We start from the raw sequence: 18,773 nt of genomic DNA on the forward strand, positions 1-18,773 counted from the left end.
GGGAACGTCCAGTCTTACTGTTTTCAGACTGGATTCGTTGAGAGGATAATCTAACGACTAGGGATTGCAGGGCTCACACCATCTCCCGCTCGCTGAAAATATAGTTGGTTAGATTTTGTTCTCACATTTACTTTTATAGGATAAGAACAGATTCTTTGTTTGCATCTTCCTCAGTTGCTGCAGTAGTTTCTACGTCAACTGACTCTTCATGTTGTTCACTTTCATCTGTCTGTTGATTTTGTTGAGCTTCAAACTCAGCCAATTCTCTATTTCCAGCCTCGATACGAGCTTGCAACTCAGCAACTTCTTCTGGTGTGAATTGACGAGTCATATCAATTGGCTCTTCCTCAGGTTGTGAAGGAATAGTTTCACCAAGAACTTCACCCACCACTTCTTTAAAGGCTTCATCGCTTGTTTGAAGATACGTTGCTGTTGGGCGAAGAATGTCTTCCCAATCTGATGACTCAACAATAGCCAATTGACTTTCAATCGTAGACTTGAGGCGTTGATGGAATACACGACTCTTGTTTTTCAACTCTTCTGTCTCAACAGCCACTTTCTTAGCGTTATCTGTTGCCTGACGGAGAATTTCATTTGCTTTGTATTTTGCTTCTTCAAGCAAACGCTGAGCGTCTTGTTCAGCTTGTTGAATAATATTGTTTGAACGTTCTTGAGCAGCCTGTTTGACACGCTCCGCAGTATCCTGAGCAATCAAAACTGACTGACTCAAGGAATCTTTCATCTCATCAAAGTAAGACAAACGTTCTTCCAAACTCTTGATGCGTGTCTCTTTGTCGTGATTACTACGAACCAAATCTTCATAGTCACGAACAACGATATCAAGAAATTCATCTACTTCTTCTGGGTCAAAACCTCTAAATCTTGTACCAAAGGTTTTATCTTTAATTTCTAACGATGTAATTGGCATACTTTTCCTCACTTACTTAATAATAATTGAATGCTTAATTTTATCTTGTCTTTTTTTGTCCGTCCATTGTCTTTGACAACTTTTAGACGGCCAAACTTTCTCACACTGATCAAATCTCCAACGGCAACCTGGTAATCAGATTTTTCAACCAGATGATAGTTTACCTGAACAGATTTTTTCTCAATCAGTTGACTAGTTTGATTTCTAGATAATTTCAAGGCACTTGATAAGAGGGCATCCAATCGAAAACTCGAAACTAAAATTTCTCGTTCTCTAAAGTCAATTTTAGATATAATCCTATCGGTAAAAGGACGTTCCTCCAGCGATACAGGAAGTCTGCCAATCTTTCTTATTCCATCCTGAAAAAGAGGAATGAAATCACGATTGACAAAAATCTGTGCTCTCTTTTCATCTACCAAGATATCACCAAATAATTTACGGTCAATTCCTAGCTGGTTGATGATTGTTCCCAATATTTTTCCATGGCTCAGCTGTTCAAACTTACTCGGATAGCAAATTTCCAACAAGGCCATTTCAAAATCTGATATTTCCGGTTCAAAGTAATCTGGATAGAGAAGAACACGAACCGACTCTGTCGGAAGAAAATCACCACTACTTTGGCAACCCAATCCATATGTTCCAGCTAACACCTTTAAAATCTGTTCCTGATGAGGATTGATAAAGGGAGTAAGCACCGGTACATATGTATCTCCTACCCGCCTGATCCACTCTATCCCTTTGTCAATAAAAGGAATATCATCTTGGGAAAAATGCTGATAAATGGCTCGATTTACTGTCATAGTAATAGTACTAGTCGTGTTAAGATATTTCCAAGAAACTGGATTAGAATCAGCGCGACCCAAACCGTAAAATCAAGACCAGCAAATTGTAAATTGAGCTTACGAAGTGGCTCAATAACTGGACGAGCAAGTCTGATGACTAAGCGACCTAGTTGACTTTCATAGGCATTTGGAAACCATGAAAGAAGAGCAAATGCAACGAGAATGATGGAGTAAATGCTAACTGCATTTTGAATTAAACGGATTAAGAAAATCATTATCTTGCTCTATTTCGTTTAATATCAAAGCCGAACTCGGCACCTTGTGATTCATCGGGAAGTTTGATATCTTCAATATTCACGACAACGTTGACAGGCGTCAATAGATACATCGTACTCGCAACCTTTTTCATATTTCCAGCCAAGACGTGACGAGCTCCATCCAAGTAATCAAGACAGCGGCGTGCTTGTACTTCTGTCATGTATTGGAAATCAATCAAGATACTTTCATTTCCAGTTAACAAATCAACAATCTCAGTTGCATCCTCATACTTTCTTGGATAACGAACATCAATCGTCACTTTCTCATCTGAGTGATGGTTTTGCTTTGCCAACTCTTGTTGACGAACATGGAGGCGAGTAATATTCGCATCTTTTACTGATCCCGGCTGAGCAGATGATGGTAATTCTTTAGAAGATGAGATGGCTGGACTAACAGTATCCTCTTGTTGAGTCTGGTAGTTAGTCACGTCTTCTCCATCTTCTGTAAAATAATCTATAAATTTATCGAATCTATCTTTTAAAGACATAGCTCTCTCCTATTTAAAAAATGCTGTACCGATTCGAACAAAGGTCGAGCCGAACTGAATCGCTTCTTTAAAATCACGACTCATTCCCATGCTTAGCTCTGTCATCGGCATATTAGGGATTTGTTTTTCTCTAATTTCTGCTTGCAGAGCCTGCGTATCCTTGAAAATTTCTTTCAATTCATCACTGTCTGCCTCAAAAGGAGCCATGGTCATTAAACCAACATACTCAATCTGATCTAACTTAGCCAATTCTGGCAAAAGTTCTAGCAATTCTTCTTTTGAAAACCCATGCTTGCTTTCTTCCCCAGAAATATTAACCTGCAAGAAACACTTGATAACATGATCTGTTCTCTTTTGAATTTCCTGTGCTAACTTTAGGGAGTCTAAAGCATGAAAGTAATCCACATATGGGATTACTTCTTTTACTTTCCGTCTCTGTAGTGTTCCTATTAAATGCCAAGTGACTGGGTAATCTTTCAAGGCCTGATATTTTTCTAAAAATTTATCAACTCGATTTTCACCGATATGATGGATGCCAAGCGGAAGCAAGGCTTCCGCTGTTTGTACATCTACATATTTTGTCACTGCGATTACTGAAACAGCATCTAGATTACGGTTGGCTTTTTGACTAGCATCAGCAATTTGCTGAAAAACTAATTCAGTATTTTTTTTCAAATTCATTGATTAACGATTTTTGAAGAATGGAGGCGTGTCCAATTCATCCTCATCTTGTGAAACTGGTGTTTCAAAGCGTTCAACTGGTGAAACAACGGGATCTGTTTGGCGAACAATTGACTCACGGCGCAAGTCCCAATCTCCAAAAGCAGATGCTTGGTTGGTTTCAAAGCGACGTGGACTTGATTTAGGCAATTCTGCTGTCTCTTCCAAGTCGAATTGACGGTCAAATGTGTGTGCTTGTGGAGTTTTAGTTGATGGTCGACCAACTGGTTGGTTGGTAGCAGACCCGACTACTTTTTCTAGTCGTTCTTGACGAACACCTGTCGCTACAACAGTCACACGGATTTCATCCTTCATGCTTTCGTCGATAGATGTTCCAAGCCAGATGTTTACACCTTTGCCAGCTGCTTGATTGACAATTTCTGAAGCTTCTTCTGCTTCAATCAAAGTTAAATCAAGACCACCAGTAACGTTGACAATCACATCCTCTGCACCATCAATAGTTGTTTCAAGAAGTGGAGAGTAAATCGCTTTGCGAGCCGCTTCAACAACGCGCTCTTCACCACTACCGATACCGATACCCATAAGGGCATTCCCTTTGTTTGCCATTACAGTTTTCACATCAGCAAAGTCAAGGTTAATCAATCCTGGGTTCGTAATCAAGTCGGTAATTCCTTGAACACCTTGGCGAAGAACGTTATCTGCTTCACTAAGAGCTTCAAGAAGCGGTGTTTTCTTGTCAACAATTTCAAGTAAGTTATTGTTAGAGATAATCAACAAAGTATCAACATGCTCGCGAAGTTCATTGATTCCTTCTACAGCGTACTGACCACGTTTGCTTCCTTCAAATCCGAAAGGACGTGTCACGACACCAACTGTGAGAGCACCAAGATCTTTAGCGATACGTGCAATAATAGGGGCAGCACCTGTACCAGATCCACCACCCATACCAGCAGTGATGAAGACCATGTCTGCACCGCTGATTGCTTCCGTCAAAGCTTCTTCGCTCTCCTCTGCAGCTTTACGTCCAACTTCTGGACGACCTCCAGCACCCAAACCACGAGTCAATTTTGGACCAAGTTGGATAACGGTTTCTGCTTTCGTACTGCTAAGAGCTTGTACATCAGTGTTGGCTGCGATAAATTCTACACCAGCAACACCTTCGTCAACCATGCGGTTGATGGCGTTACCACCACCACCACCGACACCAATTACCTTAATAACTGCGCCTTGAGCTGCTGCTGTATCAAATGAAAATGTCATAATTTCTTATCCTCTTTTATTCATCAAACATGCTTCCGATTAAACCACGGAAACGTTCTGTTAGCTTCGGTTTACTTTGAGAACTTGCTTGGAATTCTTCCTTGGGAGCAACTGGAGTTTCCTGCACAGTTTCAGCTGGAGCTGTTTGTGCCGGACTTGGTTGCGCCACAGGATTCAAACGTTGATTTGGAATGCCAAAGTTAATTGGTTTTTGACGAAGGAATTCATCTCCTTTAACTGCTTTTTGAGCAAGAAGATTGACTTCAGTCAATTTACCAGCAAACTCAGATAAACTAATCACGTGAGCAAATGCAGGGTTGCGAATTCCAACTTGATTTGGTACATAGAGTTTTACTCGAACACCAAATACTTCTTGGGCTAATTCAACAACGCCCGGCAAAATTGCATTTCCACCGATAAGGACGATACCTCCTGGCAAATCCAACAAGTGTCTTCTTTCCAACTCTTGTTTGATTTGGTCAAAGATATGTTTGATGCGTGCTGAGATAATTTCTGCTAAGTAGCTTTCTGTCACTTCAACAGGCTCTACTTCGCCAATTACTTCAACTTGGAAAGTTTCATTACTTGCTAGCGGAACATAAGCTTCACCATAGTTCAGTTTCAAACTTTCTGCAATCTTTTGAGATGTTTTCAAGACTTTAGAAATGTCTTTAGTAACGTAATCTCCACCTTCTTGGTAGATGTTGGTAAATTGCAATTCTTGATTACGGATAGTCGCTACAGTAGTCTGACCTCCACCCATGTCAATGACAGTCGCACCAAATTCACGTTCGCCTTCATTGAGAACTGAGTTCACAATCGCCAAAGGTGAAATAATCACATTATCAACCTGGATACCTACACGCTCAACTGTCTTGCGAAGATTGTGTAGAATCGTACGAGGACCTGTGTAAAGCAGACCACGCATTTCCAAGCGAACACCCATCATACCACGAGGGTCACGGATTCCTTGGAATCCATCCACGATGAATTCTTCTGGAATGAAGGTAATCACTTCACGATCAGGAGTCATGCTCTTTGTCAAAGCTGATTTAACAACATCTTCAACATCCTGATCTGTGATTTCTTTTGTATCTGACGTAACAGGAATCATTCCTTGTGTTGGTTCGACCTGCAAGAGATTTGCTGGAAGTCCAACGTTAACAGACTTAATAGAAATACCAGCTTTCTCTTCTGCCTGTGTGATTGCTGATTTGATCGCTGAAGCAGCTGCTTCAATATCAACGATAATTCCATCTTTGACACCTTTACTTTTGGCGTTACTTACACCAATTACGTTTACTTCGCCATCTCTATGCTCAGCAACTAACACCTTAATGGAGCTAGTTCCGATATCTAAGCCTGTAAAAAAACCATCTCTAGTCATTACATCGCATCCTCTCTGTCTTCCAAGTTTCTCACTTCTATTTAATAACTATGCTTGGGCATAGCTATTCACAGAATATTATAACACAAAAAAACTAATCATGCTTAGTTTTTCATAAATTTCCTGCATGTTTTTTGAGAAAATATTAGAAAATTTTTTTCTGGAAAAAGGTTTTGATGTTCTTGTCAATAATTCGATAATATTTATAACCCATCAAAAAATGTACTGCACCCAAAAAGAAGGTCTTTTTAGACCTTCTCTTGAATAAATTCTTGCGATTTTTGCTGTAAAAAAATCTCTAGCAATTTTGCTGTTACGCAAATTGCTATCACGATAACGCTCGAAACAATAAGGTAATTCAAAAGTTGTCCGTGATTTCCAACAAGTGGCGGTCTCGTTAAGAAACCATAATCCCCACTGACAACTAAATTAACAACCCATATCAGAGCGTTCAAGGTGAAGGTAATCACCGCTACATTTTTGAAGTTGAGCAGGGAAGCTTCATAATTCTTAAACAAGTATAGGAGCGCATTCCCCAAAAGTGCCACGTGCCCGATGATAAAGGACAGGATGGTCACGTGCGGAAACGGATAAGGGTCAAAGAGTGGGTAAGCCAGAGCTGCAGTTGCTCCAAAGGTTCCTAGAAGGGCAAAGTATTGCTTGTACTTAGAAGTTCCCGGGATCAAGAGCAAGACAAACATGGCTACACGGCAATGATAGAAGGGCAAACTTTCTGATAAGGGCATTTGATTCCCCCAATACCAGCTATATAGAACAATCAGTTGAAGAGACTGAAGGATCTGAAAAAAGCGCTGGTAAGCCACCTTGTCACGGTAACGATATGAAACATAGAAAGTAAGAGCCAATAAACTTAACAAACCAATATACCAGTGGAGTTCAAACTGGGGCGGTTCTGATATCTGTGTGGTAAATAATTGTTCCCACAAATTCATATTCTATTCCTCGTTCATCTAGCCAGAGCAGTAGAAAAGTCGCTGCTCGACCTTTTTAATTTTTTGAAAATGCAAGTATTCTATACCATGCATAGAATACTTGCATCTTAAATTCGCAACCTATTATATCATTTGTCTCGCAGAAATGCACTTTACAGACACCTTTTTTTGATTTGTCGACTTCTCTAGCACAAACTAATCGACATATTGGTCTCTTGTCCTCTATAAACCTGCCAAAGAATCTCCATTTGCTCCTTGGTGATGCGTTTTTCAGATAAGGATGGCAGTTGGTTAATGGCAAAAAATTGAAGGTCAGCAATTTCTTGATTCTCTTGAAATTGTCCATCAAGAAACTTACATTCAAAGACAAACTTTGCATATTATTTGCTCTGTAGTTGGAAACGATTGGTGTCAAAAACTGCAAGTAACCTTTCAGCTTTTGCTGTAAAACCGGTTTCTTCTTCAATTTCCTTAAGAATATTTTCGGTTGTAGAATAGCCGACCTCACCAAATCCACCTGGCAAAGCCCAACTATCCTCTCCTTTTCCTCTAACTAAACAGACTTTTTCATCATCAACAATCCAAGCACAGACGTCCATCAGAGGAGTTGCATAAGCGGAAGTTGGTTTCAAGACTTCTGCCACTTCTTCTGCATCTATGTCTAATCCCTGATTCAACATTTCAGATAACAGGCTTCGCAAGTCCTCGTAACGCTCGCGGTCAAAAGGATCTTTTGTTAAAGGTTAATCCAGTATCTGTAATAGCTAGCATTCTTTGCAGATGCTTGGCAAAATCAGTTGCATTCATTTTCTAAACTTTCGACCAACTTAGCTAGATTCATAGAGTTAGAGCCTTTGAGCAAAATTTGGTCATTGGCACCGAGACTTTCCTTGACTTGCTTTACTAGGTCTTCAAATTGGTCCTCGTCGGCTGTTTTTTTGAAGTAATAAACGTGGCCGATTGGGAACATTTGACTAGCCAGTTGTGCCAATTCGGCAATGTCTTCTCCGTAAAAAATAACGGTATCCAACACATCTGGGGAAAGACTTAAAATCATCTGGTTATGGAGTTGAACAGACTGCTCACCTAATTCCTTCATATCCGCCAAAACTGCTATTTTCTTGCCTCCCTCGTTGGCTGGAATGGCAGAAAATGTCTCCAAAATCAACTTCATAGCAGTTGGGTTGGCATTGTATACGTCAGACAGAATATCTGCTCCATTGGCTGCTTTCTTCCACTCGGTGCGGTTACGCGTCAATTCTAGGTTCTGGAAAGCCTGGTGAATTTGCTCCTCTGAAACTCCTTCTTGTAGAGCCACATAAGCAGCAATCATAGCATTGGTGGCATTGTACTTACCTGTCACTGGCAAATCGAAGGCTTGTCCCAAAAAATTAGCTTTAAAAGTTAGACTATCCTTGCGCTCAATCAAGTCTGTAATTTCCAATTCTGCCCCTTGCCCAAAACGGACCACCTTTTTATCAGTGGGCAAATAGGCCTCTACAATGGAGTCGGCTGGTGCCAAGAGCAAAGAACTCGGAGCCATACCGTCTGCAATTTGCATCTTCCCTTTAGCAATCTCTGAACGGTCTTTGAAAAAGGCCAAATGGGCTTCTCCAACCAAGGTCACGATGGCTGTCTTTGGATGGGCCAATTCAGACAAGAGATGGATATCCCCCAAGTGATCCTGCCCCATTTCCAAGACCAACTTTTCAGTATCATCTGGCATATGAAGAACTGTGTAGGGTAGGCCAATCTCGTTATTGTAATTGCCTTGAGTTTTGTAGGTCTTGTAGGTTGTTGACAGTAAATGCGCCAACATATCCTTGGTCGTTGTCTTGCCATTTGAACCTGTAACTGCAAAGACATCAACAGCCATTTTTTCAAGATAGTAGGCTGCAAGGGTTTGAAAGGCAGTCAAAACATCATCTACTAGAATGTAGGGATGACCTTCTACTTCCTTCTCAGAGAGGGTTACTGATGCACCATTTTCAAAAGCTGTTTCGATAAAGTCATGACCATCACGCGCACCTTTGAGTGGCACAAACAAATCTCCCGTCCCAATCAAACGACTGTCAAACTCAGCCTTTTCTAACTGGACATTTTCAAATATGCTGACATCATTTTTAGCCCCAACAGCTTGGGCGACTTCACGGATTGTTAGTTTCATTTCTACTCCTTTAAAAAGGGTTGAAGTCCGAGAACTCTAATCACCTACAGTGAAGGTTCTGGCTTCTACCCCTTCTTTCATTTTATAGCAAATGCGCTTCGTGCTTGTTAAAGCTCTCCTTAGCAAGGTCAACCAAACGCTCGATTAGCTCTGGGTAGCTGATTCCCATATTGTCCCAAAGTAGTGGGTACATAGACCACTGGGTAAAACCTGGCATGGTATTAAGCTCATTTAGGAAAATCTCGCCCTTATCTGTATAGAAGAAATCACAACGAGACAGACCAAGACCACCGATCGCACGGAAGGCTGTTTCTGCATTTTGACGCATGACAGCTACCACATCATCACTGACTTTGGCTGGGATATCCATGGTAATCTTGTTGTCAATATACTTGGCATCATAGTCATAAAAAGCAACATCCTTGACCACTTCACCTGGCAACGTGCTCTTGACATCGTAGTTTCCCAAGAGACCAACCTCGATTTCACGCGCATTTACCCCTTGCTCCACCAAGACACGACTGTCATATTGGAAGGCAAGCTCTAATGCTTGACGGAGATCCTCTTGGTTTTCAGACTTAGAAATACCGACACTTGAACCCATGTTTGATGGTTTTGTGAAGACTGGATAAGTTAATTTTTCTTCAACTTCAGCGATTTTAGCAGTCACATCATCACCTTCGACGACGGCCACATAAGGAACTTGGGCAATCCCGACAGATTCTAGAACTCGCTTGGTCGTAATTTTATCCATGGCAAGACTAGATGACAAGATATTGCAACCTACGTAAGGCATTTTTAAAACTTCCAAGAATCCTTGAACAGAGCCATCCTCTCCCATTGGGCCATGAAGGACTGGAAAGACCGCTGCACCTTCTTCGTAGATGGCACTTGGTGCAACTTTCTTATTCCAATCAATCGTTTCATTGGTCATGAGACAATCCTCTTGACCTGGAGTCTGGCTAAATTCTTGCGTTTTGATAAAGTCACCTGATTGGCTGATGAAGAAAGTCTTGACTGTGAAACGATCGTAGTTGACCGCACGCATCACACTTTCAGCTGACAATACAGACACTTCACGCTCTGCACTACGCCCACCATATAAAAGAATAATTGTTTGTTTCATATTGTTTGTCCTAATTCTAATAGAATATTCGTTCTTTAGTATATCATATTTACTTTTTTTTTAAAAACTTGAAGCTAAAAAAGCCCTCATTTGAGGGCTGAAATTTTACCTATCCACCACTTGAGCTTCAAAGTGTGCTGGCTTGTCGTCTATCGCTTCTTGGAGCTTTTTGATGCTGGGGATGATAATGTCTGTAAAGAGACCTTTACCAGCTGTGTAAGCTGCTCCTGTCAGCTCACCTGAATCTAATACAACAAACTATCCATACAAAGTCTGATACATCTTTTTCATGAAAGCCTCAAGCTCTTTTTGAACAATTTTTAATAGGCGCTCTTCTTCGGATTGAGAGATGTTCACTCTCTCATTTATATTTTTTTCATTTATTTGAAAATAGGCGCTAGAAACTAAATCAAAGTTCTTATCCAATTCATATAGTACACTAGTTATTTTACCATCTATCTCTATTTCAAAATAAGCAGTAACCCCATTCCGTCCCGGATTTGAGATATCCAAATCGATGTCTCCTTTTATCTCTATGGAGTCAATTCCTCCATCCAAGCGAATAGCTCCATCGGGAGGAACGACATAACCTGCTTTACGGATGTCAGGTGCATATTTTTCTGATGCCATCAAACGTTGTAAGACGGCTATATTGTCTCTCTCTTCAAAGGAGGTTTTTAATTGCATATGTTCTTGGTGGTTTTGATACTGAAAATAAAGATTCAAGCCAGTAGCTAAGGCAATTACAGATCCAATCACGATTAGTATTTTTTTAAGTCCCGACATTTTTTTCACCCCCTCTATCTAAGTAATCATAGAAGTCTTGTTTCCAACCTTCTTCTTTGTCATTAGGATTTCCAATAAAAATATTGAGGTCAAAGCCATACTTAATAAAGTTGCCTCCTATCGTATTATTTTCAATAAGCGTTTCAACCATAAGTTTACCGTTAGCTTTATCCCCATTTCCCATCACAGTATAGAATTCCTCAACACGATTTGTCTGGTTTGTTTGGATACTATGATTGTAATCTGCTTGAACCTTAAACACATCTTTTGTTTCTACATCTTTAGAAATCATTCTTTCGTAAGAAGTAATAGCATCTAAATCTGAATTAAAATCTGCATCATCATATCTCCCTGAATCAATGTCTCCTTTGAAGGAACTTTCATACTTTTCAGTATTTACAGAGAGATCTCCAATCCGAGTTGAATTTCCAATTGTGCTAATAATGTGGACGCTTAATCCTTTCCAGCCATCTAGCTTCGATAAGTCTCTATCACCCCAAGATAACTCAGTAAAACTAGCAATTTGAATAGCTTCATGCGCCAAGTCCTTATTATGTTTAGACTCATACTGCTTATTAATCCCTTCTTTAAATATCTTTACCTCTCTTTCAGATAAAGAATACGTATTTATCAAAATATCATCTAAATCACTTGTATTTTTGGCATCAACAACTCCCGCAAGACCTCTCCAGGTTGCCCTTACTCCATAGACTGGAGATGCAACTAATCTATTATACTCATAAAGAACTTTTTCATTAGTCCACCCTTCTTGTTTTGCCTTCTTCAAAATTCCTTGCTGGAGCTTATAGAGTGCATTTGCCGTAGATTCATCCAGGTTGTAAGATGATACTAAATCATCCACAATTTTTTTCTTATCTTTTTCAGCCTGAGTCACTGAAATATCCTTATCAAGCTTATGTGACTCAATCTTCACATCCTTCATCTTCTGTACCCAGCTCATGTCCACACCGTCCGCATAGTAGTTCCCATCGCTATCGGCAATGATTTTACTTAGTTGTGTAGCTCCTTTGATAGCTAAGCTGAGGACTTCTAGACTATCGTTGAAATACTGGGAAACCTGGGAAACAAAAAATTCTAGTTTTTCAATCTTATCATCCAAGTCCTGAATACCCGACTCAATTTGAGACTTGGTATTGTAGAGGATGGTCTTTTCAGAGAAGGCTTTCCCCCAATTGAGACTAAAGAGGTCCGTGATTTGATTTAGCCAATTCTCCCTCACTTGAATCTGAGCTTCTACGATAGCTAACTGCTCTTCCCTCAATTTTTTTAGTTCCTTGAGCTGATCTAGGTTCAAATCACCATATCCAGAGACCTGAGCATCCACATTCTTGTAGGAAGTCAACTCCAGTTGGATATCGTCTACCGCTGCTTGAAGCTTCTTGATGCTGGGGATGATAATGTCTGTAAAGACACCTTTGCCAGCTGTGTAGGCTGCTCCTGACAGCTCACCTGAGTCTAAAAAGGAAATCAGGTGGTCACATCCACTAAATAAGCGGTCCGTGACTTCATTTGCGACTTGGAGGTTGTTAGTCATGGCCTGAATCAATTCTTGGGCTTCAAAGTGCGCCGGTTTGTCGTCTACATTGGTGATGGTGATAGTATAGGGAGTTTCTTCCGTCACACCAAAAGAAAGCAGACCAAAGCTATCGAATACAATAAAATATTCTTAAGAACTCTGTCATGGCAACCTGCCTTTATAAAACTATTACCTCGTCGTTCCGTTTGTTATTCTGTTCTCCATATATCCTTAACTGTCACTTCTCCCCAATTATCTGGGCTAAAACGACTAGAGTAGATAGTGGTCCAGTCTTTAAGGACTTTATTACGGAGTACATTATCTGCTTCCTTGCGAATCTCATCAACAGTCTTTCCGTGTTTTGCAAGAAAGTCCTCTACTTGAGACTGCTGAAAATATCCTGTACTCTCATCATCATAGTACCACATAAATCGTTCTAATTGCTGATTGTTTACATCGTACAGGTAATCTACATTTATGGTTGTCTCTGTATCTGGCAGTCTCAAACGCATCTCCAGGTTAACTTTTGTCATACCCTGAAAATTAAAATAAAAATTATAACCTAGAGAATGAATAGTATTTGGTAAGTCTACACTTTTATAATTAATAGCATATCTATACAACTCATCAGAGCCATTGTCCACAATTTTTAAACTTTTTAACTTATAAAATGCTCGTCCTTTCCAGAGAAATGTATAATTGTGATAATCACTTTCTTCGTAGTATATTTCATCAAAAATATTGTGAACTCTCTGATATTTATAGTATTGAAAACCAGAGAAAGATAATAATAGAACCATTAACAACGAAAAAATTGCAAATTTCCTCTTCTTCATCTAATCACCTCATCTCTATCAACTCTTGATTACCTGTTTCAATATTTCGAATGAAATTATAAGTACTTGGGTAATTTTTTTGTAGGTAGGCCATACACTGTTCTTCATTAGGTAATTCAAAATGCGATTGCATTCCCGATTCTTCCACATATTTCATATTATCTGGTAGTAATTTTGTGAAAATTTTTTGTTTAATTTCTTCTACCGATTTATACTCTACAAATTTTTCTGCACGAGTGTATTCGCCTCGTTTCATTTCTGAGTAATACTCGTTTGAAGCTTCAATATATGATATTTTTTTACGTTTCATTTTTTGTGTGATATTTACCGCATCTAAGTCTGCTTTATAATCGTCATTTCCAAAACTAATATCATTACTATCAGTAAGTGTCGCATCACCTAACCAACCTGCAAAATCGTTAACATTCTCGTGTCCTAATTTTGTTAAATCACTTCCTCTAAGTCTATTATTTAAGTTCGATGCTGTAGTAATAGAGAAATGAGCAAAATCTCCTTTCCCAGAAAAGGAGGAGTATTTTTCATTCCATTTTTCCTCGAACATCTCGTCGGTCAATTGAACACCATAAACTTTTTCATAAGCTGACTTATATTTTTTTCGTTCATCAACTGTTATACCAGCATAATTTGAATATATTCCTGAAGCAATTTGACTTTGTAATCGAATATTATAACGTAACTTGGTTATTTGATTATCAGTTAATCCCAAATGTTTCAACAATGTTTTACCATCAAGTGGGAGGCCAGTTATATCCGAAGGTGTGCCGGCAACGTCCATCCAACTGACATCACTAATATATCCTTTAGCCTTATCTCCCATTGATTTACCATTCTCAAATCCTTCTGAATATATAAAACTCCCTAGTGTCACTAGCAAAAGTTGTTCCTGTTCCGTTTGAGATAAATACGGGAATTTTTCATCAATCAATGTGGATATTTCAGTAATCAATCCACTCATCTCTTTATCAAAGCCATACTGTTCAACTAGCATATTTATAAATTTATCTGATTTATTCTCTACTTTATAATCCAATGACTCAATCTTCACATCCTTCATCTTCTGCACCCAGCTCATGTCCACACCGTCCGCATAGTAGTTACCATCGCTATCGACAATGACTTTACTTAGTTGCGTAGCTCCTTGAATCGCTAAGCTAAGGACTTCTAGGCTATCACTGAAATACTGGGAAACCTGTGAGACAAAGAATTCTAGTTTTTCAATCTTGTCATCCAAATCCTGAATACCTGACTCGATTTGAGATTTGGTATTATAGAGGATGGTCTTCTCAGAGAAAGCTTTTCCCCAATTAAGTGTAAAAAGATCTTTGATTTGATTTAGCCAGTTCTCCCTCGCTTGAATCTGAGTTTCTACGATGGCTAACTGCTCTTCCCTCAATTTTTTCAGTTCCTTGAGCTGGTCTAGGTCCAAATCACCATATCCTGAGACCTGAGCATCTGCATCTTTGTAGGAGGTCAACTCTAGTTGGATATCATCTATCGCTGCTTGTAACTTCTTGATGCTGGGGATGATAATCTCTGTAAAGAGACCCTTCCCAGCTGTGTAGGCTGCTCCAGTCAGCTCACCTGAGTCTAAAGAGGAAATCAGGTGGTCACATCCACTAGATAAGCGGTCCGTGACTTCATTTGCGACTTGGAGGTTGTTAGTCATGGCCTGAATCAATTCTTGGGATTCTTGTGCGCTGTATTTTACTCCCATGGTAGCCGATTCCTTTCCGCTATCAGTTCTTCTCTAGCTTCATCGAAAGATCGACGAGCCTTCTTCGTTTGTTTTTCCAACGTATCCAGTTCCTCTTCTACATAAGAGTTGACTTGTCGCTGAATGGTTCTATTATCACTTTCAATTTGCTCTATCACTTGACGAGAACTGGGTGAGAGAGACAATAGATTTACCATGCGATGGTGAATGCTCTGAATATCCGAGTAAAAGTTTGTCAACTGCTGTTCATATTGCTTTTTAGTTGCTCGGAGTCTGTCTTCCTTATCTTCTATTTTAACAATCTTACGCCAAATTTCTGTGCGCTTTTCTTCATTTCTATCTGCCATTCCTTAGTGACTCCATCTCTTAGCTTGCTCTATATCACGTTTTTCAATCCTATGAGCAATTTCTGGAAACTTATTTGCTTGGGTCAAAACAGCTGAACTAAAATCACTGACTGCCTGAAGCATTTGATTGCAGGCCTGACGTCCCGCTTCCAGCCCAGAGATTTCAGAAGTATATGAAAATTCTACTTGCTGATTTTGCTTGTTGCTCGTGTTATACCCGACCAATTCATTAATAGCTGCCTCTGCTGCTATCGTGCTAGATTTTATCTTCCCACCCATACTTCAAACTCCCCTTATTTATTATATATTGATCATATCATAACACAAAAATAGTACGATTTCAAAACAAATCCTAAGGGCAAATGCGCTCATCTCCTTAGAATAAACTCTATCGCTCAGTGAATGAGTTTGACAAAGGCGGCATTAATGATTTTGGAGATCCCCTTTCTGATTCCTTATAGTTTGAGTAGTTTTATTAGCAAGGTTTATCCTCCCTTTGTGAGAAACAGAAAAAAACAAAGCCCTAAGAAAAATTCCTAGGGCTTGTCTTATACGTCAAAATGAGCTACGTTTTTACTGACTCCTACAACTCTGTCCGATTTTCAATGGCTCGTAAGAGTGTGACCTCATCCGCATACTCGATATCTGCTCCCACGGCTAGGCCTCGTGCTAGGCGAGTGACCTTGATACCAGCTGGTTTGAGCAAACGAGAGAGGTACATAGACGTCGCTTCCCCATCTGCTGTCGCATTGGTTGCCACGATTACCTCTGAAACCTCACTATCCATGAGACGGGTCATGAGGCTCTTGAGATTGATATCGTCTGGACTGATACCATTCATAGGAGAAATGAGACCGTGCAAGACATGATAGAGCCCGTGGTATTCTTGGATATTTTCCATAGTAGCCACATCGCGACTATCCTCTAGCACTAAGATGGTTGTCTGGTCTCGAGTCGGATCTGTACAGATCGAGCAAGGGTCATCATCCGTCAAGCGACCACAGATGGAACAATAGGTCAATTCCCGCTTGGCAGATAGGAGATTTTTTGCAAATTCATTGACATCGTCATCAGACATTCCAATGGTATAGAAGGCGAGACGAGTAGCCGTTTTGATCCCGATACCTGGAAGCTTCGAATAGCTATCAATTAACTTGGCAATAGGTGTTGGATACAGCATAAGTTCCCTTCTAATTCATTGGATGTTGTTGGTTATAAAGATTGATGATATCACGCGCAATTGAAGGTCCGACACCATTTGTTAGATTGGTGTTATGAGGAAAGACGACTGCGACCGCGATTTGAGGATTATCGGATGGAGCATAAGCAACTGCGTTGGTGTTATTGGCCTTTTGACCGCCATTAACATAACTTTCGGCCGTCCCCGTTTTCCCGCTTATGGAAACGGCTGCGCCATTTGAAAAGGCACGACCAGTTGTCAGAGCGCTCGTTCCATGCGAAACTTGATAGAAACCTTGGTGCAAGAGGCCCATATCCGCTTCTGAGATATTGATCTTGTTCAGTTCCTTGGTGGCTGTTTCTTGAACTAGATTACCTAAGCCACCTTGTTCATTGTTTCCATAAACTCCCTCAACGATGTGAGGAGCCAATCGTACGCCATTGTTTGCAATGGTTGCAACATACTGGGCTAACTGCATAGGTGTGTAGTTATCAAACTGGCCAAAGGCGTTATTAATATAGTTGGCCAAATCAAATTCTTTTGGTGTAAATCCTGTAGATTCATCTGGGAGGTCAATCTCTGTTGAAGCTCCAAGACCATATTCCCCAAAGGTTGATCGCAACTTACCCATTGCAGTTTCTAACTGATCAGTTGCGACTATCATATTTGGCTGGTAGGACTGCCCCATGATCCCTAGCGCAGTCTGAACCATGTAGGTATTAGAAGAGTACTCCAAAGCTTCAACTGCTGTGATAGGGAAGGAGCCATAGGATAAGGTATACCATGAATTGATAGGAGCCGAACCTTGGAAAACAATCGGCTGGTCTGTCAAGATTTGATTGCCTGACAAGACCCCGTTTTCCCAACCAGAGCTAAGGGTTGCTGCCTTAACGACAGATCCTGGAACAAAGACATTGGTTATCGTTCCAAGTGAATCTGAACTTAATTCACCGGATTCGACATCATGCTTGACACCCGACATCGCTAGAACTGCACCGGTTTTAGGATTGAGGGCTACAGCGTAGACTCCTTCAGAGTATTTGGCTCCACCGTTACCCAACTCTGAGTTGAAGTAGCTCTTGAGTAGATCATCTACACCATTCTGAAAAGTTAGGTCAATCGTTAGTTTGATGTTGTTTCCTTTGCTTCCTTCTTCGACATTTTCTACACTTTCCATATTCCCGTGTTTGTCGAGGTGGATTTCCTTGACAGAGCGTTTGCCTTGAAGAACATCTTCATATTGCTTTTCAAGATAGGAAGTCCCCACTCGGTCATTGAGAGAATACCCTTTTTTCAAATAAGCGTCCACTTCCTCCGCTGGAAGACCGGATTTTTCACTTGATACACTACCTACAATTGAAGACAAAGAAGTGTCTAGGACTTTCCGATCCCATGAAGTTGAAATACTAATCCCTGGTAATTCCTTGGATGCTGATGCAACGAGAGCAACTTGGGTATCATTCAAGGCATCCGTAGAAATGGTGCCCGTCGCAAAATTTTCAACGGCATTGAGCTGACTAAAGAGATAGATTTCCTTTTTCTGGTCATCTGTATAATTGAGTTGACTCACGTCAATACTTTCAACTGCATTATTGTAGAGAGTCGCTTCAGATAAGCGGTTCCCATCTGAATCTAGGCGTTTATCACTTGGCAAGGATTCGACTGTTTTTTTGTAAACGTCCTGGTCCGCCAAGTAGTAGTCTGCAATCTGACGGTCTGTCAAATTAGGGGAGGTCACATTCACATATGTGAGAAGTTTCTTGGCTGTTTCCTTCAATTCAGCTGCTGTCATTTTATTGTTTCGTGTGAAAGAAACAACCTGCTTGACAGTGTTTTCTACCAAGGGTTTCCCTGCCGCATCATAGATCTGTCCACGAGCTGAACTGGTTGTTACCCTTGTTTGGCTGGCTGAGGCCAATTTTGTTTCATAGAAATCTTTATTGAGCACCTGCATGTATAACAATCGACCAATAATGGCCATAAACAACAGGATAACAATGGCAAACAGTAAATTAAGCCGAATAGGAATCGAATGGCTATTGAATTTTCTCATACAACTAAGACTCTTTTCTAGAACAATTTCCGATTTTCACCTTTATTTACATATAAAATAATAGAGCAAACAGGTGAAGTTCAGTACTTTTCATTGTACCATATTTTACGGAGAAACTCTTGGAAAAGTCGAAGCATTTTTTGACTTTCAACTGAAAATGCCTTTTTATTTGGTTATCCTAACTTCTATGATATAATGGTAGTAATAGTT

18 protein-coding genes and 1 pseudogene are annotated in these 18,773 nt (G+C 40.2%); all 19 read right to left on the minus strand.

Going from position 1 to position 18,773, the window contains the following annotated elements:
• Positions 1-133 precede the first annotated feature (133 nt).
• The 19 genes and pseudogenes from MK396_RS07245 to pbp2b all read right to left on the minus strand — a co-directional run bounded on the left by MK396_RS07245 (position 134) and on the right by pbp2b (position 18,563).
• Complete coding sequence (locus MK396_RS07245; RefSeq protein ID WP_268724148.1) at positions 134-928, minus strand: DivIVA domain-containing protein; 795 nt, start codon at positions 926-928, stop codon at positions 134-136.
• Between the two features lie 8 nt (positions 929-936).
• A complete protein-coding gene (locus MK396_RS07250) occupies positions 937-1,728 on the minus strand; it encodes an RNA-binding protein (RefSeq protein WP_268724149.1) in 792 nt (263 codons plus the stop codon).
• A complete protein-coding gene (locus MK396_RS07255; RefSeq protein ID WP_000576502.1) occupies positions 1,725-1,985 on the minus strand; it encodes a YggT family protein in 261 nt (86 codons plus the stop codon). The genes MK396_RS07250 and MK396_RS07255 overlap by 4 nt, the downstream gene beginning before the upstream one ends.
• Positions 1,985-2,515 (minus strand): cell division protein SepF, encoded by a 531-nt coding sequence (locus tag MK396_RS07260; protein WP_268724150.1) that lies wholly within the window; start codon positions 2,513-2,515, stop codon positions 1,985-1,987. The genes MK396_RS07255 and MK396_RS07260 overlap by 1 nt, the downstream gene beginning before the upstream one ends.
• Positions 2,516-2,524: 9 nt before the next feature.
• Positions 2,525-3,196, minus strand: coding sequence for a YggS family pyridoxal phosphate-dependent enzyme (locus tag MK396_RS07265; protein ID WP_001049621.1), 672 nt, complete (start codon positions 3,194-3,196; stop codon positions 2,525-2,527).
• Between the two features lie 3 nt (positions 3,197-3,199).
• A complete protein-coding gene (gene ftsZ, locus MK396_RS07270; protein WP_268724151.1) occupies positions 3,200-4,456 on the minus strand; it encodes a cell division protein FtsZ in 1,257 nt (418 codons plus the stop codon).
• Between the two features lie 16 nt (positions 4,457-4,472).
• Positions 4,473-5,843: a cell division protein FtsA gene (gene ftsA / locus MK396_RS07275; RefSeq protein WP_268724152.1), complete on the minus strand. Its 1,371-nt coding sequence runs from the start codon at positions 5,841-5,843 to the stop codon at positions 4,473-4,475.
• A 248-nt stretch (positions 5,844-6,091) separates the two neighbouring features.
• Positions 6,092-6,796, minus strand: coding sequence for a TIGR02206 family membrane protein (locus tag MK396_RS07280; protein ID WP_268724153.1), 705 nt, complete (start codon positions 6,794-6,796; stop codon positions 6,092-6,094).
• Between the two features lie 195 nt (positions 6,797-6,991).
• A pseudogene (locus MK396_RS07285) lies at positions 6,992-7,603 on the minus strand (NUDIX hydrolase).
• Positions 7,590-8,963 (minus strand): UDP-N-acetylmuramoyl-tripeptide--D-alanyl-D-alanine ligase, encoded by a 1,374-nt coding sequence (locus MK396_RS07290; RefSeq protein WP_268724154.1) that lies wholly within the window; start codon positions 8,961-8,963, stop codon positions 7,590-7,592. Before MK396_RS07290 ends, MK396_RS07285 begins: the two are co-directional and overlap by 14 nt.
• 82 nt (positions 8,964-9,045) lie before the next feature.
• Positions 9,046-10,089 (minus strand): D-alanine--D-alanine ligase, encoded by a 1,044-nt coding sequence (locus tag MK396_RS07295; protein ID WP_268724155.1) that lies wholly within the window; start codon positions 10,087-10,089, stop codon positions 9,046-9,048.
• A 258-nt stretch (positions 10,090-10,347) separates the two neighbouring features.
• Entirely contained in the window at positions 10,348-10,875 is a 528-nt protein-coding gene (locus MK396_RS07300; RefSeq protein ID WP_268724156.1) for a thiol-disulfide isomerase, read from the minus strand.
• Entirely contained in the window at positions 10,862-12,430 is a 1,569-nt protein-coding gene (locus MK396_RS07305) for an ATP-binding protein (protein ID WP_268724236.1), read from the minus strand. Before MK396_RS07305 ends, MK396_RS07300 begins: the two co-directional genes overlap by 14 nt.
• Before the next feature lie 191 nt (positions 12,431-12,621).
• Positions 12,622-13,248 carry a TipC family immunity protein gene (locus MK396_RS07310; RefSeq protein ID WP_268724157.1) on the minus strand — a complete coding sequence of 209 codons (627 nt, stop codon included), beginning with the start codon at positions 13,246-13,248 and terminating at the stop codon, positions 12,622-12,624.
• A 4-nt stretch (positions 13,249-13,252) separates the two neighbouring features.
• Positions 13,253-14,983 carry an ATP-binding protein gene (locus MK396_RS07315; RefSeq protein ID WP_268724158.1) on the minus strand — a complete coding sequence of 577 codons (1,731 nt, stop codon included), beginning with the start codon at positions 14,981-14,983 and terminating at the stop codon, positions 13,253-13,255.
• Positions 14,974-15,330, minus strand: coding sequence for a hypothetical protein (locus MK396_RS07320; RefSeq protein WP_220107162.1), 357 nt, complete (start codon positions 15,328-15,330; stop codon positions 14,974-14,976). Before MK396_RS07320 ends, MK396_RS07315 begins: the two co-directional genes overlap by 10 nt.
• 3 nt (positions 15,331-15,333) lie before the next feature.
• The gene (locus tag MK396_RS07325; protein ID WP_268700523.1) at positions 15,334-15,609 is read right to left on the minus strand and encodes a TIGR04197 family type VII secretion effector; all 276 of its coding nucleotides are present in this window, start codon (positions 15,607-15,609) and stop codon (positions 15,334-15,336) included.
• A gap of 304 nt (positions 15,610-15,913) precedes the next feature.
• On the minus strand, positions 15,914-16,510 hold the full coding sequence (gene recR / locus MK396_RS07330) for a recombination mediator RecR (protein ID WP_000966756.1): 597 nt from the start codon (positions 16,508-16,510) through the stop codon (positions 15,914-15,916).
• A 10-nt stretch (positions 16,511-16,520) separates the two neighbouring features.
• Entirely contained in the window at positions 16,521-18,563 is a 2,043-nt protein-coding gene (gene pbp2b / locus MK396_RS07335; RefSeq protein ID WP_268724159.1) for a penicillin-binding protein PBP2B, read from the minus strand.
• Positions 18,564-18,773 lie beyond the last annotated feature (210 nt).

This window comes from Streptococcus oralis (genome assembly GCF_026782235.1).
Classification (GTDB): Bacteria; Bacillota; Bacilli; order Lactobacillales; family Streptococcaceae; genus Streptococcus; species Streptococcus oralis_CC.